This is a genomic window from Phaeodactylibacter xiamenensis, assembly GCF_965229835.1.
Classification (GTDB): Bacteria; Bacteroidota; Bacteroidia; order Chitinophagales; family Saprospiraceae; genus Phaeodactylibacter; species Phaeodactylibacter xiamenensis.
Map to the genome: position 1 here is coordinate 36,223 of NZ_OZ245931.1, position 18,256 is coordinate 54,478.

Annotated in this window: 16 protein-coding genes; 9 read left to right on the top strand and 7 right to left on the bottom strand. The window is 51.1% G+C overall.

Features of this window, described 5'->3' with window-relative positions; translation table 11 throughout:
* Positions 1 to 232: 232 nt before the first annotated feature.
* Positions 233 to 1,249 (bottom strand): phosphoadenosine phosphosulfate reductase family protein, encoded by a 1,017-nt coding sequence (locus ACO08I_RS00185; RefSeq protein ID WP_421948101.1) that lies wholly within the window; start codon positions 1,247 to 1,249, stop codon positions 233 to 235.
* Positions 1,250 to 1,615: 366 nt separating this feature from the next.
* Here ACO08I_RS00185 and ACO08I_RS00190 point away from each other — a divergent pair, with 366 nt between their 5' ends.
* Complete coding sequence (locus ACO08I_RS00190; protein WP_421948102.1) at positions 1,616 to 3,589, top strand: acetoacetate--CoA ligase; 1,974 nt, start codon at positions 1,616 to 1,618, stop codon at positions 3,587 to 3,589.
* Here the strand turns inward: ACO08I_RS00190 and ACO08I_RS00195 are convergent.
* The 4 genes from ACO08I_RS00195 to ACO08I_RS00210 are packed head-to-tail and all read right to left on the bottom strand — an operon-like array spanning position 3,586 to position 7,609.
* The gene (locus ACO08I_RS00195) at positions 3,586 to 4,239 is read right to left on the bottom strand and encodes a deoxynucleoside kinase (RefSeq protein WP_202965282.1); all 654 of its coding nucleotides are present in this window, start codon (positions 4,237 to 4,239) and stop codon (positions 3,586 to 3,588) included. The genes ACO08I_RS00190 and ACO08I_RS00195 overlap by 4 nt on opposite strands.
* 15 nt (positions 4,240 to 4,254) lie before the next feature.
* Positions 4,255 to 5,265 (bottom strand): UDP-N-acetylmuramate dehydrogenase, encoded by a 1,011-nt coding sequence (murB, locus tag ACO08I_RS00200; RefSeq protein ID WP_421948103.1) that lies wholly within the window; start codon positions 5,263 to 5,265, stop codon positions 4,255 to 4,257.
* Entirely contained in the window at positions 5,262 to 5,807 is a 546-nt protein-coding gene (locus ACO08I_RS00205) for a hypothetical protein (RefSeq protein ID WP_282782404.1), read from the bottom strand. Before ACO08I_RS00205 ends, murB begins: the two co-directional genes overlap by 4 nt.
* Before the next feature lie 2 nt (positions 5,808 to 5,809).
* Entirely contained in the window at positions 5,810 to 7,609 is a 1,800-nt protein-coding gene (locus tag ACO08I_RS00210; protein ID WP_421948104.1) for an ABC transporter ATP-binding protein, read from the bottom strand.
* A gap of 440 nt (positions 7,610 to 8,049) precedes the next feature.
* Here ACO08I_RS00210 and ACO08I_RS00215 point away from each other — a divergent pair, with 440 nt between their 5' ends.
* The 7 genes from ACO08I_RS00215 (at position 8,050) to ACO08I_RS00245 (ending at position 14,810) form a co-directional block, all read left to right on the top strand.
* A complete protein-coding gene (locus ACO08I_RS00215) occupies positions 8,050 to 8,901 on the top strand; it encodes a DUF6089 family protein (protein WP_282782407.1) in 852 nt (283 codons plus the stop codon).
* A 112-nt stretch (positions 8,902 to 9,013) separates the two neighbouring features.
* Positions 9,014 to 9,874: a DUF6089 family protein gene (locus ACO08I_RS00220; protein ID WP_421948105.1), complete on the top strand. Its 861-nt coding sequence runs from the start codon at positions 9,014 to 9,016 to the stop codon at positions 9,872 to 9,874.
* A gap of 268 nt (positions 9,875 to 10,142) precedes the next feature.
* The gene (locus tag ACO08I_RS00225; protein WP_044225626.1) at positions 10,143 to 10,580 is read left to right on the top strand and encodes an arsenate reductase ArsC; all 438 of its coding nucleotides are present in this window, start codon (positions 10,143 to 10,145) and stop codon (positions 10,578 to 10,580) included.
* A 281-nt stretch (positions 10,581 to 10,861) separates the two neighbouring features.
* Positions 10,862 to 12,178, top strand: a complete 1,317-nt coding sequence (hemL, locus tag ACO08I_RS00230) for a glutamate-1-semialdehyde 2,1-aminomutase (RefSeq protein ID WP_282782411.1) — start codon at positions 10,862 to 10,864, stop codon at positions 12,176 to 12,178.
* Positions 12,178 to 13,236 carry a sensor histidine kinase gene (locus tag ACO08I_RS00235; protein WP_421948106.1) on the top strand — a complete coding sequence of 353 codons (1,059 nt, stop codon included), beginning with the start codon at positions 12,178 to 12,180 and terminating at the stop codon, positions 13,234 to 13,236. The genes hemL and ACO08I_RS00235 overlap by 1 nt, the downstream gene beginning before the upstream one ends.
* Before the next feature lie 7 nt (positions 13,237 to 13,243).
* A complete protein-coding gene (locus ACO08I_RS00240; protein WP_282782415.1) occupies positions 13,244 to 13,927 on the top strand; it encodes a response regulator transcription factor in 684 nt (227 codons plus the stop codon).
* Positions 13,928 to 14,390: 463 nt separating this feature from the next.
* Entirely contained in the window at positions 14,391 to 14,810 is a 420-nt protein-coding gene (locus ACO08I_RS00245) for an HPP family protein (protein ID WP_282773704.1), read from the top strand.
* Here the strand turns inward: ACO08I_RS00245 and ACO08I_RS00250 are convergent.
* Positions 14,792 to 15,547 (bottom strand): EI24 domain-containing protein, encoded by a 756-nt coding sequence (locus ACO08I_RS00250; RefSeq protein ID WP_421948107.1) that lies wholly within the window; start codon positions 15,545 to 15,547, stop codon positions 14,792 to 14,794. The genes ACO08I_RS00245 and ACO08I_RS00250 overlap by 19 nt on opposite strands.
* 82 nt (positions 15,548 to 15,629) lie before the next feature.
* Complete coding sequence (locus tag ACO08I_RS00255; RefSeq protein WP_282773707.1) at positions 15,630 to 17,804, bottom strand: bifunctional alpha,alpha-trehalose-phosphate synthase (UDP-forming)/trehalose-phosphatase; 2,175 nt, start codon at positions 17,802 to 17,804, stop codon at positions 15,630 to 15,632.
* A 279-nt stretch (positions 17,805 to 18,083) separates the two neighbouring features.
* Here ACO08I_RS00255 and ACO08I_RS00260 point away from each other — a divergent pair, with 279 nt between their 5' ends.
* A complete protein-coding gene (locus ACO08I_RS00260) occupies positions 18,084 to 18,248 on the top strand; it encodes a hypothetical protein (protein WP_160213872.1) in 165 nt (54 codons plus the stop codon).
* The last annotated feature ends 8 nt before the right edge of the window (positions 18,249 to 18,256 follow it).

Below are 18,256 nucleotides of genomic sequence, written 5' to 3' on the forward strand. Positions count from 1 at the left end.
TAGGCATAAGTTGTGAAATTCGCAACAAAGAGAAAACGCCCAGATTGAGAGGCTGGGCGTTTTGAAACAAACAAATATGCACTTTAAGAAGGTAAGCTTAAAGAGATAGGATCATCTTGGTAAGCTTTACAAAGATATAAAAAGTTGCTTAAATAGCAATATTTAGATGCTTTTGCTTCAGTCCTACGGGCTAAGGTGCTGCTGCTTTTCTTTCATTGCAGGCATATAGCCCTTAAATTGCCCCGGATAGCTCCCGGGAGAATGCCCCCTCCGGATGCCGCCAGTTGCTGATGAAGATAGGGCTGTTGAACTCGCCCATGACTTCTTTGCCCCAGCGCTGTACCATATCCGGGCGGAGGAAGGAGCGCCCCTTTGCCACTTTCTGCCGGATTTGCAATCCGTTGTAGAGGGTATGGCTAAGGTCTTCCTCCATTTCAGCCAGCTCGTCGATCTTCCACGGGGCCAGCTCATTGATGCTTGCCCAAGTATTTGGGCTGCTGAAGATGCACAACTGGCAACTGCACCGGCTCCATCCCAGCTCGTAGCAAGGATGAGGCTGCACCCGGTACTTTTCGTACAAGTCCCAAACCTGCTTCTCGTGAAAGTCGATTACCGGCCGCCACTGCCATGCGTTTCGGCTCTTCGTCCAGGATCGGTATTTTTCAAACTCTGTGTATTTGCTCCGGGCAGCACTTTCCTGCCGCCGTTCGCCGGTCAGGATCAGCAGATTGCCCGACTTGAACCGGTCATTCACCACCCGGCTAAGTACATCAATTTTGACCACACTGGAGCACCACCGCGTCCGAAGGTCAGCCGCCACCGCCGGGAATTTCCTCCTGGTACTGCTGCCCTTGCGTGATGGCAGATGGTGCAACCGATCGGTCTGGTAGTACACATCCTGCAATCCCTCGTTTTCCCGGTATATTTCCCGCTGGATGCCGCCTTGCCTCCAGGAGAAAACAATAGGCAGCTCAAACGCATCGGCAAACGCCTGACAGTAGCTCGGCGTGCAAGGCCAGTCGAACAAGTTGCTGCCATGCCCGTCCACATCGTGGTGGTGGAGCTCCATTCTGCTTTTCGGTATGCCCATATCCAGTAAGTACAATACCATAGCCACGCTATCCTTTCCGCCTGAAAAAGCGATTAGGATTTTGCAGTCCGGATCCTCCAACATACGCTGCATTTTTTCCGGCACGGTCGGTTCTTTATACTCAGGCTCCTGCTCGAAGAGCGGTAGTTGATACACCATGTCTATTTAGTAAGATTGTTGCTAATATCGCAACTTTTTAAATAGGGTGCAAAAAAAAGGCAGATTTGGTACCTACCCCGATTTTTAAGTATTTGGAGTTATCGATGTCTTCAGTGTTTGTATATTGCGATTGACTAAGGATTAAAGTACCGTTACCGATTACGGCACGGTGTTTTTTTAAGATATTTTCAACTGAGTGTCTTTTTTGAGTTTAAATAATTGATTTTCAAAGGTTTGTTTTTGGTTTGAGGAAAATAGTTATTTTCCCGGCCATTACACAACCAACAGTGCGTAATGGCAGGATGATTTTTCGCACCTTTCTTTTGAAAGGCAGGAATCCAGCCGTACCACCGTAAAACCAAATTTATGATTGATCAACCCCGGCAGCTGTGGGCGCCTACCGAGGCCTTCCGGGCGCAATCCCGCCTGGCTCACTACCGGCAGTGGCTTAGCAGGCACCACCAACTGAACTTTGACGACTACGAGACGCTTTGGTCTTGGTCAGTGGCCGAACCAGCCGACTTCTGGGCATCCCTTTGGGATTATTTTGACATTATCGCACATCAGCCGTATTCTCAGGTCATGTCAGATGACCCTATGCCGGATACCAAATGGTTTGAAGGGAGCACGGTGAATTACGCAGAGCATATTTTTCGCAACCGGACTACCGCGCACCCTGCCCTGATGGCACAGTCCGAAACCCGGCCCTTGCACAGCCTCAGCTGGGCGGAGCTGGAAGAACAGGTGGCAGCATTTGCGGCTTTCCTACAGGCGCAGGGCGTGGAAAAAGGCGACCGGGTCGTTGGGTTTTTGGCCAATACCGAAGAGGCAAGCATTGCTTTCCTGGCTGCCTGCTCGCTGGGCGCCGTCTGGTCGAGTTGCTCGCCGGACTTCGGGACCAGCAGCGTAACGGACCGTTTCCAGCAAATCGAGCCTAAGGTGCTGATCGCTGTGGATGGCTATACTTATAATGGTAAGCCCTACGATAAAATTGAGGTGGTACAGGAGATTGTAGCGGCACTGCCCACTTTGAAGCGGATCGTTCTCGTTCCTTTCCTGAATGAAAGTGCCGAGGCAGCGGCGATTCCTAAAGCTGTAAGCTGGGCAGATGCTCTCGGTACTCCCCACGATGGGTTAGCGTTTGAGCCGGTCCCGTTTGCTCATCCTATCTGGGTGCTGTACTCCTCAGGCACCACAGGTATCCCCAAAGCGATTACCCATAGCCACGGCGGCGTGCTGCTGGAACACCTGAAGTACCTGGCTTTTCACAATGACGTACATCCCGGAGAGCGCTTCTTTTGGTTCTCCACTACAGGGTGGATGATGTGGAACTTCGTGCAGGCGGCTATGCTGGCGGGGGCCACGCCGGTACTATACGACGGCAGCCCCGCCTACCCGGATATGAACGTCATGTGGGCATTTGCCGAAAAGGCGAAGATCAACCACTTCGGTACGAGTGCGCCCTTCCTGGTGGCGAGTATGAAGCGTGGCATCAATCCTTCCAAAGATTTCGACCTCAGCGCACTGCGATCTATTGGCTCAACGGGCGCGCCCCTGCCACCGGAAGCTTTCGATTATGTGTATCAGCATATCAAGGAAGACCTCTGGCTTTGTTCGATGAGCGGCGGCACGGATGTTTGTACGGCATTCGTGGGCGGCTGCCCGGAACGCCCGGTCTACATGGGCGAAATTCAGTGCCGTGCCCTTGGCTGCGCCTTGTATGCCTACGATGAGGACGGGCAGCCGCTGGACGATGAAGTTGGAGAAATGGTGATCACAAAACCGATGCCCAGCATGCCGGTCTACTTTTGGAATGATGCCGGCAAGGCCCGTTACCGGGAAAGCTACTTTGAACTGTTCCCTGGCATTTGGCGGCACGGCGACTGGGTGAAAATTACCAGTCGGGATTCCCTGGTTATCCTGGGCCGCTCAGACGCAACGCTCAACCGGCACGGCGTCCGCATCGGCACTGCGGAAATCTACCGGGCGGTTAATAAGGTGAAAGCCATAAAGGACAGCCTGATTGTGAACCTGGAGCTGGAAGGCGGGCGGCACTACATGCCTTTGTTTGTACTAATGAATGAGGGAGAAGCGCTGACAGAAACCGTTAAAGCGGAATTAAAGACCACCCTCCGACAAACGTATTCGCCCCGTCATGTGCCAGATGATATCATTGAGGTGGCCGATATCCCCTATACCATTAGCGGCAAAAAGCTGGAGGCACCGGTGAAGAAAATCCTGCTCGGGCACCCGGTGGAAAAAGCGGCTAACCGTGATGCCATGCGCAATCCGGAGGCCCTGGATTTCTTTATCGACTTTGCAAAACGGGTTAATGGCTAATAAAAACTGGCCCGGTGCAGCCCTGGCCGGTAGGGCCGGTTGATGAGGTCAAGGATTTTCTGATAATCTTCAGGGTTGTTCAGGAAGTCCAGGTCCTCAATATCGATGATCAGGATAGGGAGTTGTTCGTTAGAGCGGAAAAACTCAAAGTAGGATTGCTGGATTTCCTGCAGGTAGGAGGGCTCGATTTCCTGTTCAAAGGCCCGCCCCCGTTTGCGGATGTTGTCCATAAGGCGGTCTGCGGAACGGTGGAGGTACACGAGCAGGTCCGGCTTTGGGAAAGCTGCATTCAGAATGTTGAATAAACGCTGGAACAATCGGTATTCTTCGGTATTGAGGTTGTTGCGGGCAAAAAGCAGGGTTTTGTAAAAGATATAATCCGCAACGATGCCCTCCTGAAAAAGGTCGCGCTGTGCCAGTTCCTGCTGCAATTGCTTGTGGCGCTCGGTCATGAAGAAGAGCTCCACCGGGAAGGCATAGCGGTCCGGATTTTGGTAGAAATGTGGCAGAAAGGGATTGTCAGCAAACTCTTCGAGCAGGAGTTTAAAGCCGAAATCTTCAGCCAGCATTTGCGAAAGGGTAGTCTTACCAGCGCCGATGTTTCCCTCGATGATCAGGAACTGGTGTTGCATGGATTGGTCGTTGTTCATGATTCGCGTCTCAGTTTACAGCACATTGACTTCCGGTTTGAGGGCAATGCCAAACTGCCGCTCCACATCTTCCATAATCTGTTGCGCCAGCGCCCAGACTTCCGCCCCGGTGGCTCCCCCGTGGTTGACCAGGACGAGCGCCTGTTGGTGGTAAGTACCCACATTCCCGATGCGCCTGCCCTTCCACCCAGCCTGCTCAATCAGCCACCCGGCAGGAACTTTGGTATGCGTATCTCCCTGCGGATATCCGGGAATAGCAGGGTGCTGGTCCCGTAAGGCTTCAAAGCGGGCATTGGCAATCACCGGGTTTTTAAAAAAGCTGCCGCTGTTACCCAGTTCTGCGGGGTCCGGCAGTTTGCTTTGACGGATATGGATGACCGCCCGGCTGATGTCTTTGGGCTCCGGCTGTTGAATGCCCCACTGCTCCAGCGTTTCGGGTATGGCACCATAGCTGGTGTTGAGGTGGTGTTGCCGGCGCGTGAGCCTGAGGTGGATATGAGTGATAAAGATTTGCCCTTTCAGAGACCGCTTGAACAGGCTGTCCCGGTAGCCAAAGGCAGCGTCCTCTTTTGTAAACTCCAGCGCTTTGCCTGTACTCAGGTCAATCGCTTCCAGCCGTTCGAAGACATCTGACAATTCCACTCCGTAAGCCCCGACATTCTGAATGGGAGCAGCTCCGGCGGTGCCGGGTATGAGCGACAGGTTTTCCAGCCCTCCCAGGTTTTGTTCCAGTGCCCAAAGTACGGTTTCATGCCAGTTTTCACCCCCGCCGATGCGCACCAAGGTGGTGTCTGTATCTTCAGCAAGGACAGATTTTCCCATAATCCGGTTGTGCAGTACCCATTGGTCGAGGTCTTGGGTCAGGAGAAGATTGCTGCCGCCGCCCAGGACAAATACAGGTCGCTCCGGGTGCTGCCGGCGAAGGTCCTGTAGCACTTCAGGGCTTTCTATATCCGAAAAGAAAGCCGCTTTAGCGTTTATGCCAAAGGTATTGTAAGCCTGCAGTGATTGTTGTTGCTGAATCATTGTACCGCCGCTTTCTTTTGAATAACCTCGCAACCCCACAGTCCCGGTTTGATACTGATCAGGACGGTGTCGCCCCGTTCCAGGGTACTGGGATAAGGGGCCAGGCTGGTGATTTCCCGAATTTCCTGCCGGTAGTAGAATTCGATTTCAAAGACATTCGGAGCTGGTTTTTCTCCGGCTATGGGCCCGCTGCGACTGGCGTAACGGGCACTTTGGGAAACGAACTCCACCGGCGTTGGTTTTGCAGGAGGGCTGAGCAGCCGATTACTCAGGCTGCCAGCCAGCGGCCCAAAAATAGTACAGGAAAGCCCAAAAAAAATATAAATCTGGATTTTTTCAGTCAGCCCACTTTCACGCCGGGCTGCGTAGTGCCCCAGTGCAAGGCCGAGGCAGCCACCAAGGCCCATACTGTAAAACGCCAGGCTTGACATATCCAATGTGCGGTTGAACCATGCGAATTCAAGCGCGTAGACCACGACCAGCCCCAGCATAGCCAGGCCAGCGAGGGTATACGTTAGCCGCTCCTTCAGCGTGTAGACCATGTTTAGATCGGTTCGAATTGCAGTTTAGCCAGGGTGTTGTAGGCTCCTTCTTCCCGCTGAGAAAGCTCGGTATGTGTACCCTGCTCGATGATCTGACCATTTTCAATAACGAAAATCTGGTCCACATCGCGAATCGTAGCCAGCCGGTGTGCGATGATGATAGAGGTACGCCCCTCCATCAGCGTGGCCAGCGCATCCTGAACGACTTTTTCTGATTCGGCATCGAGGCTGGAAGTCGCTTCGTCCAGCAGGAGTATGGCGGGGTCTTTGAGGATGGCCCGCGCAATTGCAATACGCTGCCGCTGTCCCCCCGAGAGCTTTACGCCCCGCTCGCCCACCAGGGTGTCCAGCCCTTCCGGGAAGGTTTGGATGAAATCCCAGGCATTGGCTTTCTTTGCTGCCTCAATGATTGCTTCCTCCGCAGCATTCGGGTTGCCATAGAGGATGTTCTCACGAATAGAGCCTCCGAAGAGGATCACTTCCTGGGGCACGATGGCAATATTCCGGCGATAGGCCGTTGTGTTGAAACTGGAAATCGGTTGCCCGTCCACCAGGATATCGCCCTCATCAATATTGTAGAAGCGCAGCAGCAGTTGTACAATAGTGGACTTTCCAGCTCCGCTCGTCCCTACGAGTGCCACCTTCTGGCCCGGCTCTACCTTGAAGCTCATGTCTTTAAGAACCTCAATGTCCGGGCGGGTGGGGTAGCGGAAGCGCACGTTTTTATACTCAATATGGCCTTTGACCGGGATGTCAGGAATATGCGCCGCATTTTGGATATCAATTTCCTGGTTTTCCAAAAGGATTTCACGAATACGCTCGGTGGCCCCAATGGCACCCAGCAGCTCTGTGTAGAAATTCCCAAGACCAGCAATAGAAGCACCAATAATAGCGGTGTAAGCCACAAATTCAATGAGAACGCCTACGCTCATGGTCCCATCCTGAACCATCATGGCTCCCTGCCAGATGATAAAGAAAAGCGCCCCAAACAGGAAAGTAACGATGAAGACAGAAAATAAAGCCCGCCATCGTGCGTACTTCAGCGACATGCCCACGACCCGGTTGATCCGCTTGCCGTAGCGAACGGACTCAAACAGCTCATTGGTGAATGCCTTTACCGCCTGAATGGCCTGCATGGTTTCGTTGAGGATGTTATTGGACTCCGCCAGCTCCTCCTGCCGTTCCTTGGAAAGCTTGCGGATGAAGCGCCCGAAGAACATAGCTCCGATAATGACTACCGGGAAGGTGGCCAGCATGATGAGCGAAAGCTGTGGCGCACGGAAAGCCAGGAAAATGATACCTGCCAGCAGGATGATAATTTGACGAAGGAATTCAGCAAGGGTGATCGAGAAGGCATTGTAAAGTTTCTCCACATCTGCCGTGAGCCGGCTCACCAGCTCGCCCACGCGGGCGTGCTCAAAGAAAGACATGGGCATGGAAATGAGCTTTTCGTACAGCGCCCTTCTGACATCAGCAATCCCTTTCTCACTGACGATGGAAAACAGGTAGATACGGAAATAGGATACTGCCCCCTGTATTACCAGGATAGCGGCTAGTATCCAGCCTACATCAACCAGGGAGTAAGGCATTTCCTTTTCGCCGGAAGCGATATCGACCATCAGCCCGGAAAGATACGGGAACACCATGAAGGTGATCGAAGAGACAAATAACAGCACCAGCCCGAAACCGAACGCGAAACGGTAAGGGTGGATAAACCTGAAAATCTTAGCGGCAGCGGCCAGCTTTTCCCGGGTGAGGCGGACTTTGGGCGCATCATCGGCGCCTGACTTGCGTCTGGACATTATTGTACTTGGTTTTTTTGCATTCCACGATCATAAACAAATCGAGCAGCTTTAAGTTAAAATCGTGAATGCATTAATCTGGTGAATACCTGTTTCAGGCTAAAGCCGTTCTTCAGATACTGTTTAAGGTATAAGGTCTTTTGGCATCAAAGCAGCACCTGAGGATAACCTTTTATCAATAGTTTTTTTGTTTATATATCCGTGTGCTTTTCTTGGAGGGAGCCGGAAAAAAAATTAGCTTTGTAGCGTCTGCACACAAGTATGCCGGGCAGGTCAGGGCACTTAAAGAGCGACTTGCCAATACAGAGCGACTCCCTAATTACAGAGCGTATTTGTTCATCCATTCCCCAGTATTGAATGAAAATTAAAAGTCAGTCTGTTTGGTCAAAGACTTAGAGGCTGCCTGACTTGGGCCTTTCGATTCCCAAATCCCATTAACTATGCAAAGACAATTTTTGGTCCTGCTTTTTTGCTTTTTCCTGCATACAACGGTAACTGCTCAGTTTGTCGACATCGGGTTTACTTTCGGCAGTATGTTCTACAGCGGTGACCTCTCACCCAGCGACCCCAGAGCGATGATTCAGGAAATGCGCCCGGCTGGGGGGATTTTTTGCCGGCTTTCTTCCAGCAACTATTTCTCTACCCGGTTTTCCATCAATTTAGGCAGCGTTCAGGGCGATGATTTTCGGAACAACCGCGAACAGAGAGGACTGGCTTTTCGTACCAACATCACGGAGTTTTCAGCCATTGGCGAGTTGCATGCATGGCGCATCCGGCATACCGAGTACAGTTTTACCTTTCCTTATCTTTATGGTGGAGTAGGGCTGTTTCATTTCAATCCCCGCAGAGAAGTGGATGGGGAGTGGATAGAGCTTCAGCCGCTGGGCACCGAGGGGCAGGGAATACCGGGTTATGCGCAACGGTATAATCTGACTCAGTTCTTTGCACCGTTCGGAGCTGGCATTAAGTTCATTACCCGGAAGTTTACGTTTGGGTTTGAATTTGGGCCCCGCTTTTTGCTTACGGATTACCTGGATGATGTAACAGGAGCCGAAGTGAACCACCGGGATGTCTTCATCAACAACGGGCCACTTGCTGCTCAGCTCAGCCGGCCGGCCCTTGGTGGTGCTGAAGGTGTGGATCAGACTTACAGCCGTGGCGTAACCTCACGGGACTGGTACTACATGATGAACATCACAGTTTCCTACAACTTCGGTGCCGGGCTTAATAAAATGCTATCTGACCCGGTGCCTTGCCCAAAGTGGTCGAAACGAACCAGCCGAAGGCTATAATTAACCACAGGACTTAATAATTATTCAGGACTGGAAAGCGTTTCTTAATCTTGAAGCGTCTATATTTCAGGCCAGTACCTTAATTGATCATTTAATCCCAATGAACAGCATTATGACACGCAAGTTATCCTACCTCATCCAGCCCCTTTTCTTTTCTGTTTTGCTTACCGGACTCCTCAGTTTTGCTGCCCTGTCCCTTGAGGCGCAAACGCAGCTTGGAGTTATGGGAGGCGTCTCCTTATACAGCGGAGATCTTTCGCCAAAAGAGTTTGGCGTTTACTTTGAAGAGGTCCGCCCGGCATTCGGGGTATTTGCCCGTTTTGAGCTGGGGCGTGCCGCTGCGCTGCGCGTGGGGGTCAATGGGGCCTCCGTGGAAGGAGATGATGCCCGGCATGGCCGTGAGGACCGTGGCTTAGCATTCCGAAGCCGGATTACAGAGTTTTCCCTGGTTGGGGAGTTGAACCTGTTCAAAATTGGTGCGGTCAGGAACCGTGGCCTGGTCCCTTATCTTTTTGGTGGTGTAGCCGTCTTTCGTTTTAATCCGGAAGCGCCCTTTGATGGTGACTATATCGAACTGCAGCCTTTAGGAACGGAAGGTCAGGGGTTGCCTAATTATGAAGACCCCTACCGCCTTACCCAATTCGCAGTGCCTATGGGGGTTGGCGTTAAAGTATTGCTCAGTGAGCAGCTTACCTTGGGCCTGGAGTTTGGGGGGCGCATGCTTTTTACGGATTATCTCGACGATGTAAGTAATGTGGAAGTCAACTATTTTGATGTCCTCGAAGGCAATGGAGAACTGGCCGCCCGCTTAAGCCGGCCAACCGTGGAAGACCCCACCGCTGATACCAGCTACCGGCGCGGAGGACAGTACAACGATTGGTATTACGTAGGCGGTGTATCCCTTGCCTTCCGGATTGGCGGGCACAACCGTGGGGTACAGAGCGGACGCGGTATAGGGTGCCCAACGTTCTGATGTTGAAGAGTTTTTGAAGGAATGCCCACTATTTTTTCACCGCAGGCTGTAAATTGGTTAAATTCCTATCATACAAGATTTGTCGAGAATCTCATTTGCCAGATCCGCAAAGGGAAAGGCAGATTGAGAGCCACCTTTTATATTTCCGGTATTTTTCCCTGACTGAAAGCTCGGTCAACCCGATGAGACTTCGCAATTCTGTTTCCGGCATTTCTATTGTCCGTATTTAATGTTAACTTTGTGTTAACCAGACATTAAATACACTGCAATGAAAAGGGTATTAGTGCTTTGCACTGGCAACTCCTGCCGCAGCCAAATGGCAGAGGGCTATCTTAGGTTCTACTCCGGCGGGAAGCTCGATATTTACAGCGCAGGGCTCAAGGCTCAACATTTAAACCCTTACACCGTGCGAGTGATGGAGGAGGATAATATCGACATGAGCGAGCATGTTGCCAAATCCATTGATGATTTCAGCAATCAGCACTTTGATTACCTGATCACGGTTTGTGATGAAGTTTCTCAGGCTACACTTGAAGGTGTCCACTTCGGTAAAAAGATCCACTTCAGTATTCCGGACCCTGCGAAAGCAACAGGCACAGATCAGGAGGTAGAAGCGGTCTTCTTAAATGTTCGTGAAACGGTGAAGCGGTATATGCTCAAATTTTTGGGTAAGGCACTCGCTGAAAATGTTGAGGTAGCTTCTTAACCCTTTTCTCCTGCTCCGCCTTTTTGCCAACCCGGGGCAAGGAGTACAGGCTGGTAAAATCCACTTTGCTTTTCCTTCTCCTGTCTGTATCTGTAACCGGCTTATGGGTAAGCGGCGGCTAATGCTGCCATAAACCAAGCCTGGTAGAATGTCTGACGTTTCCCGGCCAGCAATCGTCCGCCTGGGTTTTCCATAAAAAAGTTTGGTTTGAGTTTACCAGTGGCTGACAACTGCTATACCTAAGATTCGTTACCTTTGGCACAATCAGAAAAAAAATCGACATGGATACCATCTCCCTGGAAAACAGGACGCGTTCGGCAGCATTATTCGAGGAGGCCAAAAACTATTTCCCGGGCGGGGTGAACTCTCCCGTACGGGCTTTCAAGTCTGTCTATGGTCCGCCTTTGTTCATAAAGGAAGGGCAGGGGTGCCGCATTACCGATGAGGATGACCATACCTATATCGATTTTTGCTGCTCCTGGGGACCGCTCATTCTGGGGCATAATAATGCCAAAGTACGCGACTTGGTCACGGAGACTGTAGCGAAGGGGACTTCCTTCGGTACACCGACCCGCCTGGGCAATGAACTGGGGAAGCTCATTGTTAACAACAACCGCTATATCGATAAAATCCGCTTTGTCAGCTCGGGCACGGAGGCCGTGATGTCAGCGCTGCGCCTGGCACGGGGCATTACCGGTAAAAGTAAAGTCATCAAATTTGAAGGTTGCTACCATGGCCACGTTGATTCCCTGTTGGTGAAGGCGGGGTCGGGCCTGGCTACCTTCGGGGAAAGCACTTCTGCGGGTATCCCCAGGGCATTCGCTGAAGAGACCATCGTGCTGCCTCTGGATGACCGTAAGCTATTAGAGGAGACCTTGCAAAAATACAGCGACGACATCGCCTGCATCATAGTCGAGCCTGTGCCTGCCAATAACGGGCTGCTGCTTCAGGACCCTTCTTTTCTGGAGTGCCTGCGCCTGAAGTGCTATAAATACGGAGTGTTGCTCATTTTCGATGAGGTGATCTCTGGTTTCCGGGTCGGATTTGAAGGGGCAGCAGGGTATTATGGCATTCAGCCGGATATCATCACGTATGGTAAAATTATTGGTGGAGGCATGCCGGTAGGCGCGTACGGCGGAAGTCATGAGGTAATGAGCCATATTTCTCCCGACGGCCCCGTTTATCAGGCCGGCACTTTATCTGCCAATCCGGTAGCGATGGCAGCTGGGTACGCAGCATTAAAGCAGCTGCTGGAGCCTGGCTTTTACGAAGGGCTGGAAGCCAAAACCAAGCGATTGGCAGACCGTCTTCAGGCTTTTGCCCTCAGGCATGATTTGCCGATGCATGTGCAGCAGATAGCCTCTATTTTCTGGTTGGCCTTCACCCGCGACCGGGTAGTGCGGGCAGACCAAATTGATGCCGCAAGTATGGAGCATTTCAAAAATCTGCACCGGGAGCTGCTCAGGCGTGGCGTATATCTGGGCCCAAGCGGCTACGAGGTAGGCTTCGTTTCAGCTGCCCACACCGAACAAGACCTTGATGAAGCCGCTTCCATTATGGAGGAGTGCCTGCATATGGTTTTTAAAACCTCAAAGTGATGGAAAACCGGCGAAATGTAAGGTTGCGTTTATTGTCTTATGTAGTCATCGCCTATATGATGATGGCCTTTGCCTGGTGGTCGGTGCTGTTGTACACCAAAAACAGCGATGCCTTTGCCGCCAAACGGGACAAAATGCGCCTGATCATGGTAGCGGAAGGCACCGTTCAGTCCGAAGAAGCCTTCTTACAGTCAGCGCCATACCTGGAGCTCAAACAGCAGTACACCAGGCAGGAGTATATGATACTCGGCGAGGCTGGTGTTATCATTCTTACGCTTTTGGTCGGGATGTACCTGATCAACCGGGCTTATAATAAGGAAATGGAAGCGGCCCGGCAGCAGCGCAACTTTTTGCTGTCTATCACCCATGAGCTGAAATCGCCTATTGCTTCCATACGCCTGGTACTGGAAACCTTCCAACGGCGGAGTTTGCCTCCGGAAAAATCAGAACGCCTCATCCGTAGTGCGCTGTTGGAAACCGAACGTCTTAATGGTTTAGTCAGTGATCTGCTGTTATCCGCCCGGCTCGAAGCCGCGTACAAACCCCACGAGGAAGGACTGGACTTACCCCAAATCCTGGAAGACCTGATTGAAACACTGGACTCCAAATATCCGGATGCCCGGTTCCACTTTGAGAAGCGGTCGGTAATCAGCCCTTTCCGGGGCGATCGCACCGGTATGACCTCGGTTATGCTCAACCTGATGGAGAATGCCGTGAAGTATTCCCCAAAGCCCGCAGATATTGAAGTGAGCCTGGAAGAAACACCAGATGCATTGATTCTCCGGTTCGCAGATCAGGGGCACGGGATACCGGATAAAGAAAAACCACAGGTCTTTGGGAAGTTCTACCGGATTGGGAACGAAGATACGCGCAAAACAAAAGGTACAGGTTTGGGTTTATACATTGTGCAGCAAATTGTCGCCGCTCATGATGGCCGGATATCCGTAGAAGATAATCAACCGAAGGGAACGGTTTTTAAGATCGAACTTCCCGCGGAACGGCTGGATAAGCAGGCAGCGCAACGGTCTGTAGAAATGTCAAAAACACAAAGCCAATAAATAGCTTATGCGCATATTACTCGTTGAGGACGAAGAGAACATTCAGGATGTCATTAAGCTCAATCTTGAAATGGAAGAGTACGAGGTCGTTGCTGCCGATAACGGAAAGGATGCTCTCAAGTACGCCAAAGAGCAGCATTTTGACCTTCTGATCCTTGATGTGATGCTACCGGAAGTGGATGGTTTCCAAATCTGCGAGCAGGTCCGCCTGACCAACCGTGAAGTGCCGATTATGTTCCTCACTGCCAAGGACACTGCTCAGGACCGGATATCAGGCCTGAAAAAAGGCGCAGATGACTATCTGACCAAACCTTTCAATCTGGAGGAGCTGCTTCTGCGCGTCAATAACCTGATCAAGCGGACGAGCAAAAGCCCCGACAATACGCCGGAGGAATATGAATTTGGAGGCAACTGGGTCAACTTTGCGACCTACGAAGCCAAAGGCAACCCCGGGCATTTTACCCTGACTAAAAAAGAGGCGATGCTGCTGAAACTGCTCGTCGACCGCAGGGGCGAGGTCGTCTCGCGGCAGCAAATCCTGCAGTCGGTCTGGGGTTATGATGTGTACCCCTCCACACGGACTATTGACAATTTTATCCTGTCTTTCCGAAAGTACTTTGAGGCAGACCCTAAAAATCCGGAGTATTTTCTCTCTGTAAGGGGAGTGGGGTATAAATTCATTAATGATTAGGAAAAACAGCTCTTGTTTTGCGGGAATTTTCCTAAATGTGTAATGTTTTGTTTGGTATTTATTTTGAAATGCAAAATAAATGCGTAATTTATAGCATGAGATATACTGACGATTAAGTGGTTTGCCACAGCAAACCTACTCAATGCCTGTCCGTGTCTCGTCGCCTGTGGGCTTCGGTCACCGGAGACCGTACTTAATACTAAGGCAGGCGGGTCAGCATTCACGCTGGGAAGTGGTTTGCGCTTGTCCTGACAAGCTACGCTTCGTCAGTGTCCGATGTCGCAAATCAAAGATTCCAGACGATGAATGTCTGGACTGTAAGCCCCAGACGATGATGTCTGGATCAACGACCCAGACGATGAATGTCTGGACTATAAGCCCGACATTTATCGTTCCCCGTGCTGGCCGTTAGCGCCAGTAGGTGACCACTTCGTATTGCGTATAACACCAAATGCTTCATACTATGATGAACGAGCCCATTTCCTCGATTATGACTAAAAAAGTAGTCACTGTCCGCCCGCAGGATACCCTGGAAGTCGTCAAAGACATCCTCTTCTTTAAGCACGTCCACCATATTCCGGTGGTAGAAGGCCATACCCTGGTCGGAATTATAACGTCCTTTGACCTGGTGCGGCTTGGCCGGTGCCAGGATGAATACAAACAAGTTAAGGTTTCAGAGGTGATGACGACCAAAGTGGCGACCCTTGGGCCTAATGACAAAATTGGTGCGGCAGCAGAGATTTTTCTGGAAAACCTGTTCCACGGGCTGCCCATCGTCAATGAAGACAAGGACCTTGTGGGGATTATTACCACCCACGATGTGCTGAAGTACGAGTTCCATAAGGAGTACCCCAACCACAAGATTTACTGGGAGCCGGTATAGTCAGCCTGTAGCCTTCTGACGGCTTCTTTGGTTGCGGCAATCGTGCCCAGTGGCAGCGCGAACAGAAAGCCCACAATGGAAAAAAGGAGTAGCAGAAATGCAGTGCCATTGCCAATGCACAGCCCCCGGTTGGCCCGGGCAAAGGCGATGCTGCCCCTGACATCCCGGTGCCTTTCCAGCGTAAAGTCCAGGTTGCCAAAACCTGCATAGTAGGCTTGTATGCCGAATACAGCAAAAGCGATTAACGGACTAAGAAAGGGAACTAATATTCCCAATAAAAACAGCAAAAGGGTAAAGAATAATTCCCGAATAATATTTCTGAGCGCCAGGGTGAGCCCTCGTGCGAGATCACGGAGGGCTTTGCTGACCGAAAAAGGCACCTGTTGGTGATGCCCCCTCAGGTGCTTTTCTATTTTTTCAGACAGGAAACTCATGAATGGGGAGGAGACCGCAAGGACCAGATGTTTAAAGACCAGTAATCCGATAGCCAGCACAAAGATGCCACCAAAAATCTGCACGATAGTCTCCAATGCGCTTTTGCCCCATCCGAAGGGATAAAAATCAATCAGCCATTGTGCGATGTCATCACTGGCCGTCCATGCGCCATAAAAAATTCCTGCGCCTAACAACAGGCTTACCAGGCCGGGGGCAAGCACATAGCCCCACAGGTTGTACCGGGAAGCCAGCCGTATGGCATCAAAATAAGCCGTGAAGCCTTGGATAAAGCCAGTGATCATAGACCTGTTTTCCACAAATTTGTACAAGCCGCCGCCTTTCGCCGAAAATAATGGACAGAAGCAGGGGATTCTCCGATGAAGGTTACTCCGTAAAGCGGCCCAGGAAACGACGCACATCCTCCACAGAAAGCAGGTTGTAGCGGGCTACAGATTTATCCAGGCCAACTTTGATGGTGTGGGCGGTGTCTGGCAGCGCCTTGAACGTATCCTCATCGGTATGGTCGTCGCCAAGGGCCATGATGAAGTCCCACTTGCCTTCCTCCAGCCAGTTGATTGTGGCTTTGCCTTTGCTGACACCTGCGTTTTTGATTTCCACAACCTTGTTGCCTTCAAGCACCTGCAGATCGTCGTTAGCTGTGAGGTATAGGAGGACGTCACGAAATTCGCGCACCCGCTTTTCACCCAGCTGGGGGTCAATACGGCGGTAGTGCCAGGCAATGGAAAAGTCTTTTTCCTCAATAAAGGAGCCCGGCGTGCGCTCCACCATATTCTCCAGTACTTGCCGGATTTTGGCTTTCCAGCTAATAGTCAGGCCAGGGTTGCTTTGCCATTTCCCATCACGCTTCATCCATACGCCATGTTCGGCAGCCATATCAAGCCCCAGGTGGCCCAGCCAGTTTTCCAGGGTAGTCCGGTCCCTGCCGCTATTGACGACCAGCTTGGTGCCCGGGTGGCTGGAAAGCGCCTTGAGCAGGTTGATGACCTCTTCTCCAGGTACCACAGCCTGCGGGTCTTTATGGAATGGCATGAGCGTACCATCATAATCAAGGATGATCAGCCGGTTCTCCGCATCGTGGTAGTCTTTGACAATTTCCTTTCTTAAATCGCGGTCTATTCGTTTCACAATATTTTCTTTTTGCGACTCCATCAGTTTTTTTTGTTCATTAATGAAAGTGGCAGCCCAGTTGCGTACATCGTGCTGCTTAAGCTTTTCCTGCATGCCTTCCAGGCGCTTAGCCTGTTCTGCTTCGTCCATTGTAAGAGCCTGAAGCAGGGCTTTGGTGATATCCTGACGGTCTTGTGGGTTGACGGTAATGCTGTCGTGGAGCTCGTTATGGGCACCAGCCATCTCACTTAGGATAAGCACGCCTTTTTTAGAAGCTTCCTTGCTGGCGATGAATTCCTTAGCCACCAGGTTCATGCCATCGCGCAGGGGCGTAATCAGCGCAATATCAGCTACTTTATAAAGCGTTGTCAAATCGCCGAAGTCAAGGCTACGGTAAAAGTACTGAATGGGCACCCAACCGAAATTGCCGTATTCACCGTTTACCCGGCCTACCAGGTTGTCAATCTTCTGCTTCAGGGCCTGGTACTGGGAAACATTGGCCCGGGATGGCACTACGATCATTACCAGGGTAACTTTGCCCCGGTACTCCGGATGCTTCTCCAGAAAGTTGGCGTAAGCCCGCACGCGTTGCGGGATGCCCTTGGAGTAGTCGAGGCGGTCAATAGAAATGATGAGCTTCTGCTCCTCGGCAAGCTGAATGATCTTTTGCGCTGTTTCCGATTCCTCGCTTGCAGGTTCAGGATGAGCATATTTGTCGTAGTCGATGCCCATTGGGAACATATCGACGTTGACCAGGCGGTCGCCTACCGTCAACATGCCAAAGTGGTGCTCAAACCCGCAGATCCTGTAGACAGCGCTCAGAAAGTGACGCATGTAGCCGAAGGTGTGAAAACCGATTTGGTCGGCTCCCAAAATGCCTTCCAGGATTTCCTTACGCCACGGGAGAATACGGAATACTTCATAAGAAGGGAAGGGGATGTGAAGAAAAAAACCGATAGACACATCCGGGTAGGCCTCCCGGATCATGGCAGGCAGGAGCATGAGCTGGTAATCGTGCACCCAGACCAGGTCTCCTTCCTTGATGAGGGGAATGACCTCATCAGCAAACTGCCGGTTGACCTGTTGGTAGGCTTCCCAATAGTGGTCGCGGTAGGAGGTATACTGCGTAAAGTAGTGGAAGTGTGGCCAGATGGTTTTGTTGCTGTAGCCTTCGTAGTAGAGCTCAATTTGTTCCTGAGTCAGAAAAACCGGGAACAGGCCGTCTTTTTTGAGATCCTGGCGTACCGTCTCGCGCTCCCATTCGTCTTTGATATCCTGGCCAGGCCAGCCAATCCATATTTTTTCGAAGGATTCGTCCAGGGAGTTCAAGCCAGTAGCCAGCCCGCCTGCACTGGGGTGGTAAATCAGGTCTCCGGCTTCTTTTTTTATGGTTACAGGTAATCGGTTGGAAATGATGACTAATCGGGACATCCTTGTATAGGGTTTTGTATGGTGGATAATACGGAATGCTGCAGAGTTCTCCAAGAAACTTAATGTAAAAATTACACTAAGTTTTATTAAGGTGTTCAATAATTAAAGTGCTGGCGTTGGTGCAATGTTCGACCGGTGGAGAAGACGGGAGAGGTAAATTTGGAAATGGATTTGGTTTTATTCTTTTATTTGAGTTGTGTTTGATATTTTGTTTCGGTTTTTAGTTTTTTATCAACATTTAATGTAAATTGTGGTGTTTGGATTTAAACTATTTATCGTATGAAAAAGCCTATTACGCCCAAAACCATTTTGAACCTGCAGGTGGTGCTCTTATACGGAGTGCTGGCTCTGTTGTTTTTCCTGTCTTATCAGCAGCTGCCGGAAATTGCTGAGTTTTTCCGGGAATACAGCGGCAAAATGAAAGCCGCGATCCCCATAAGGTAAAAAAGCAC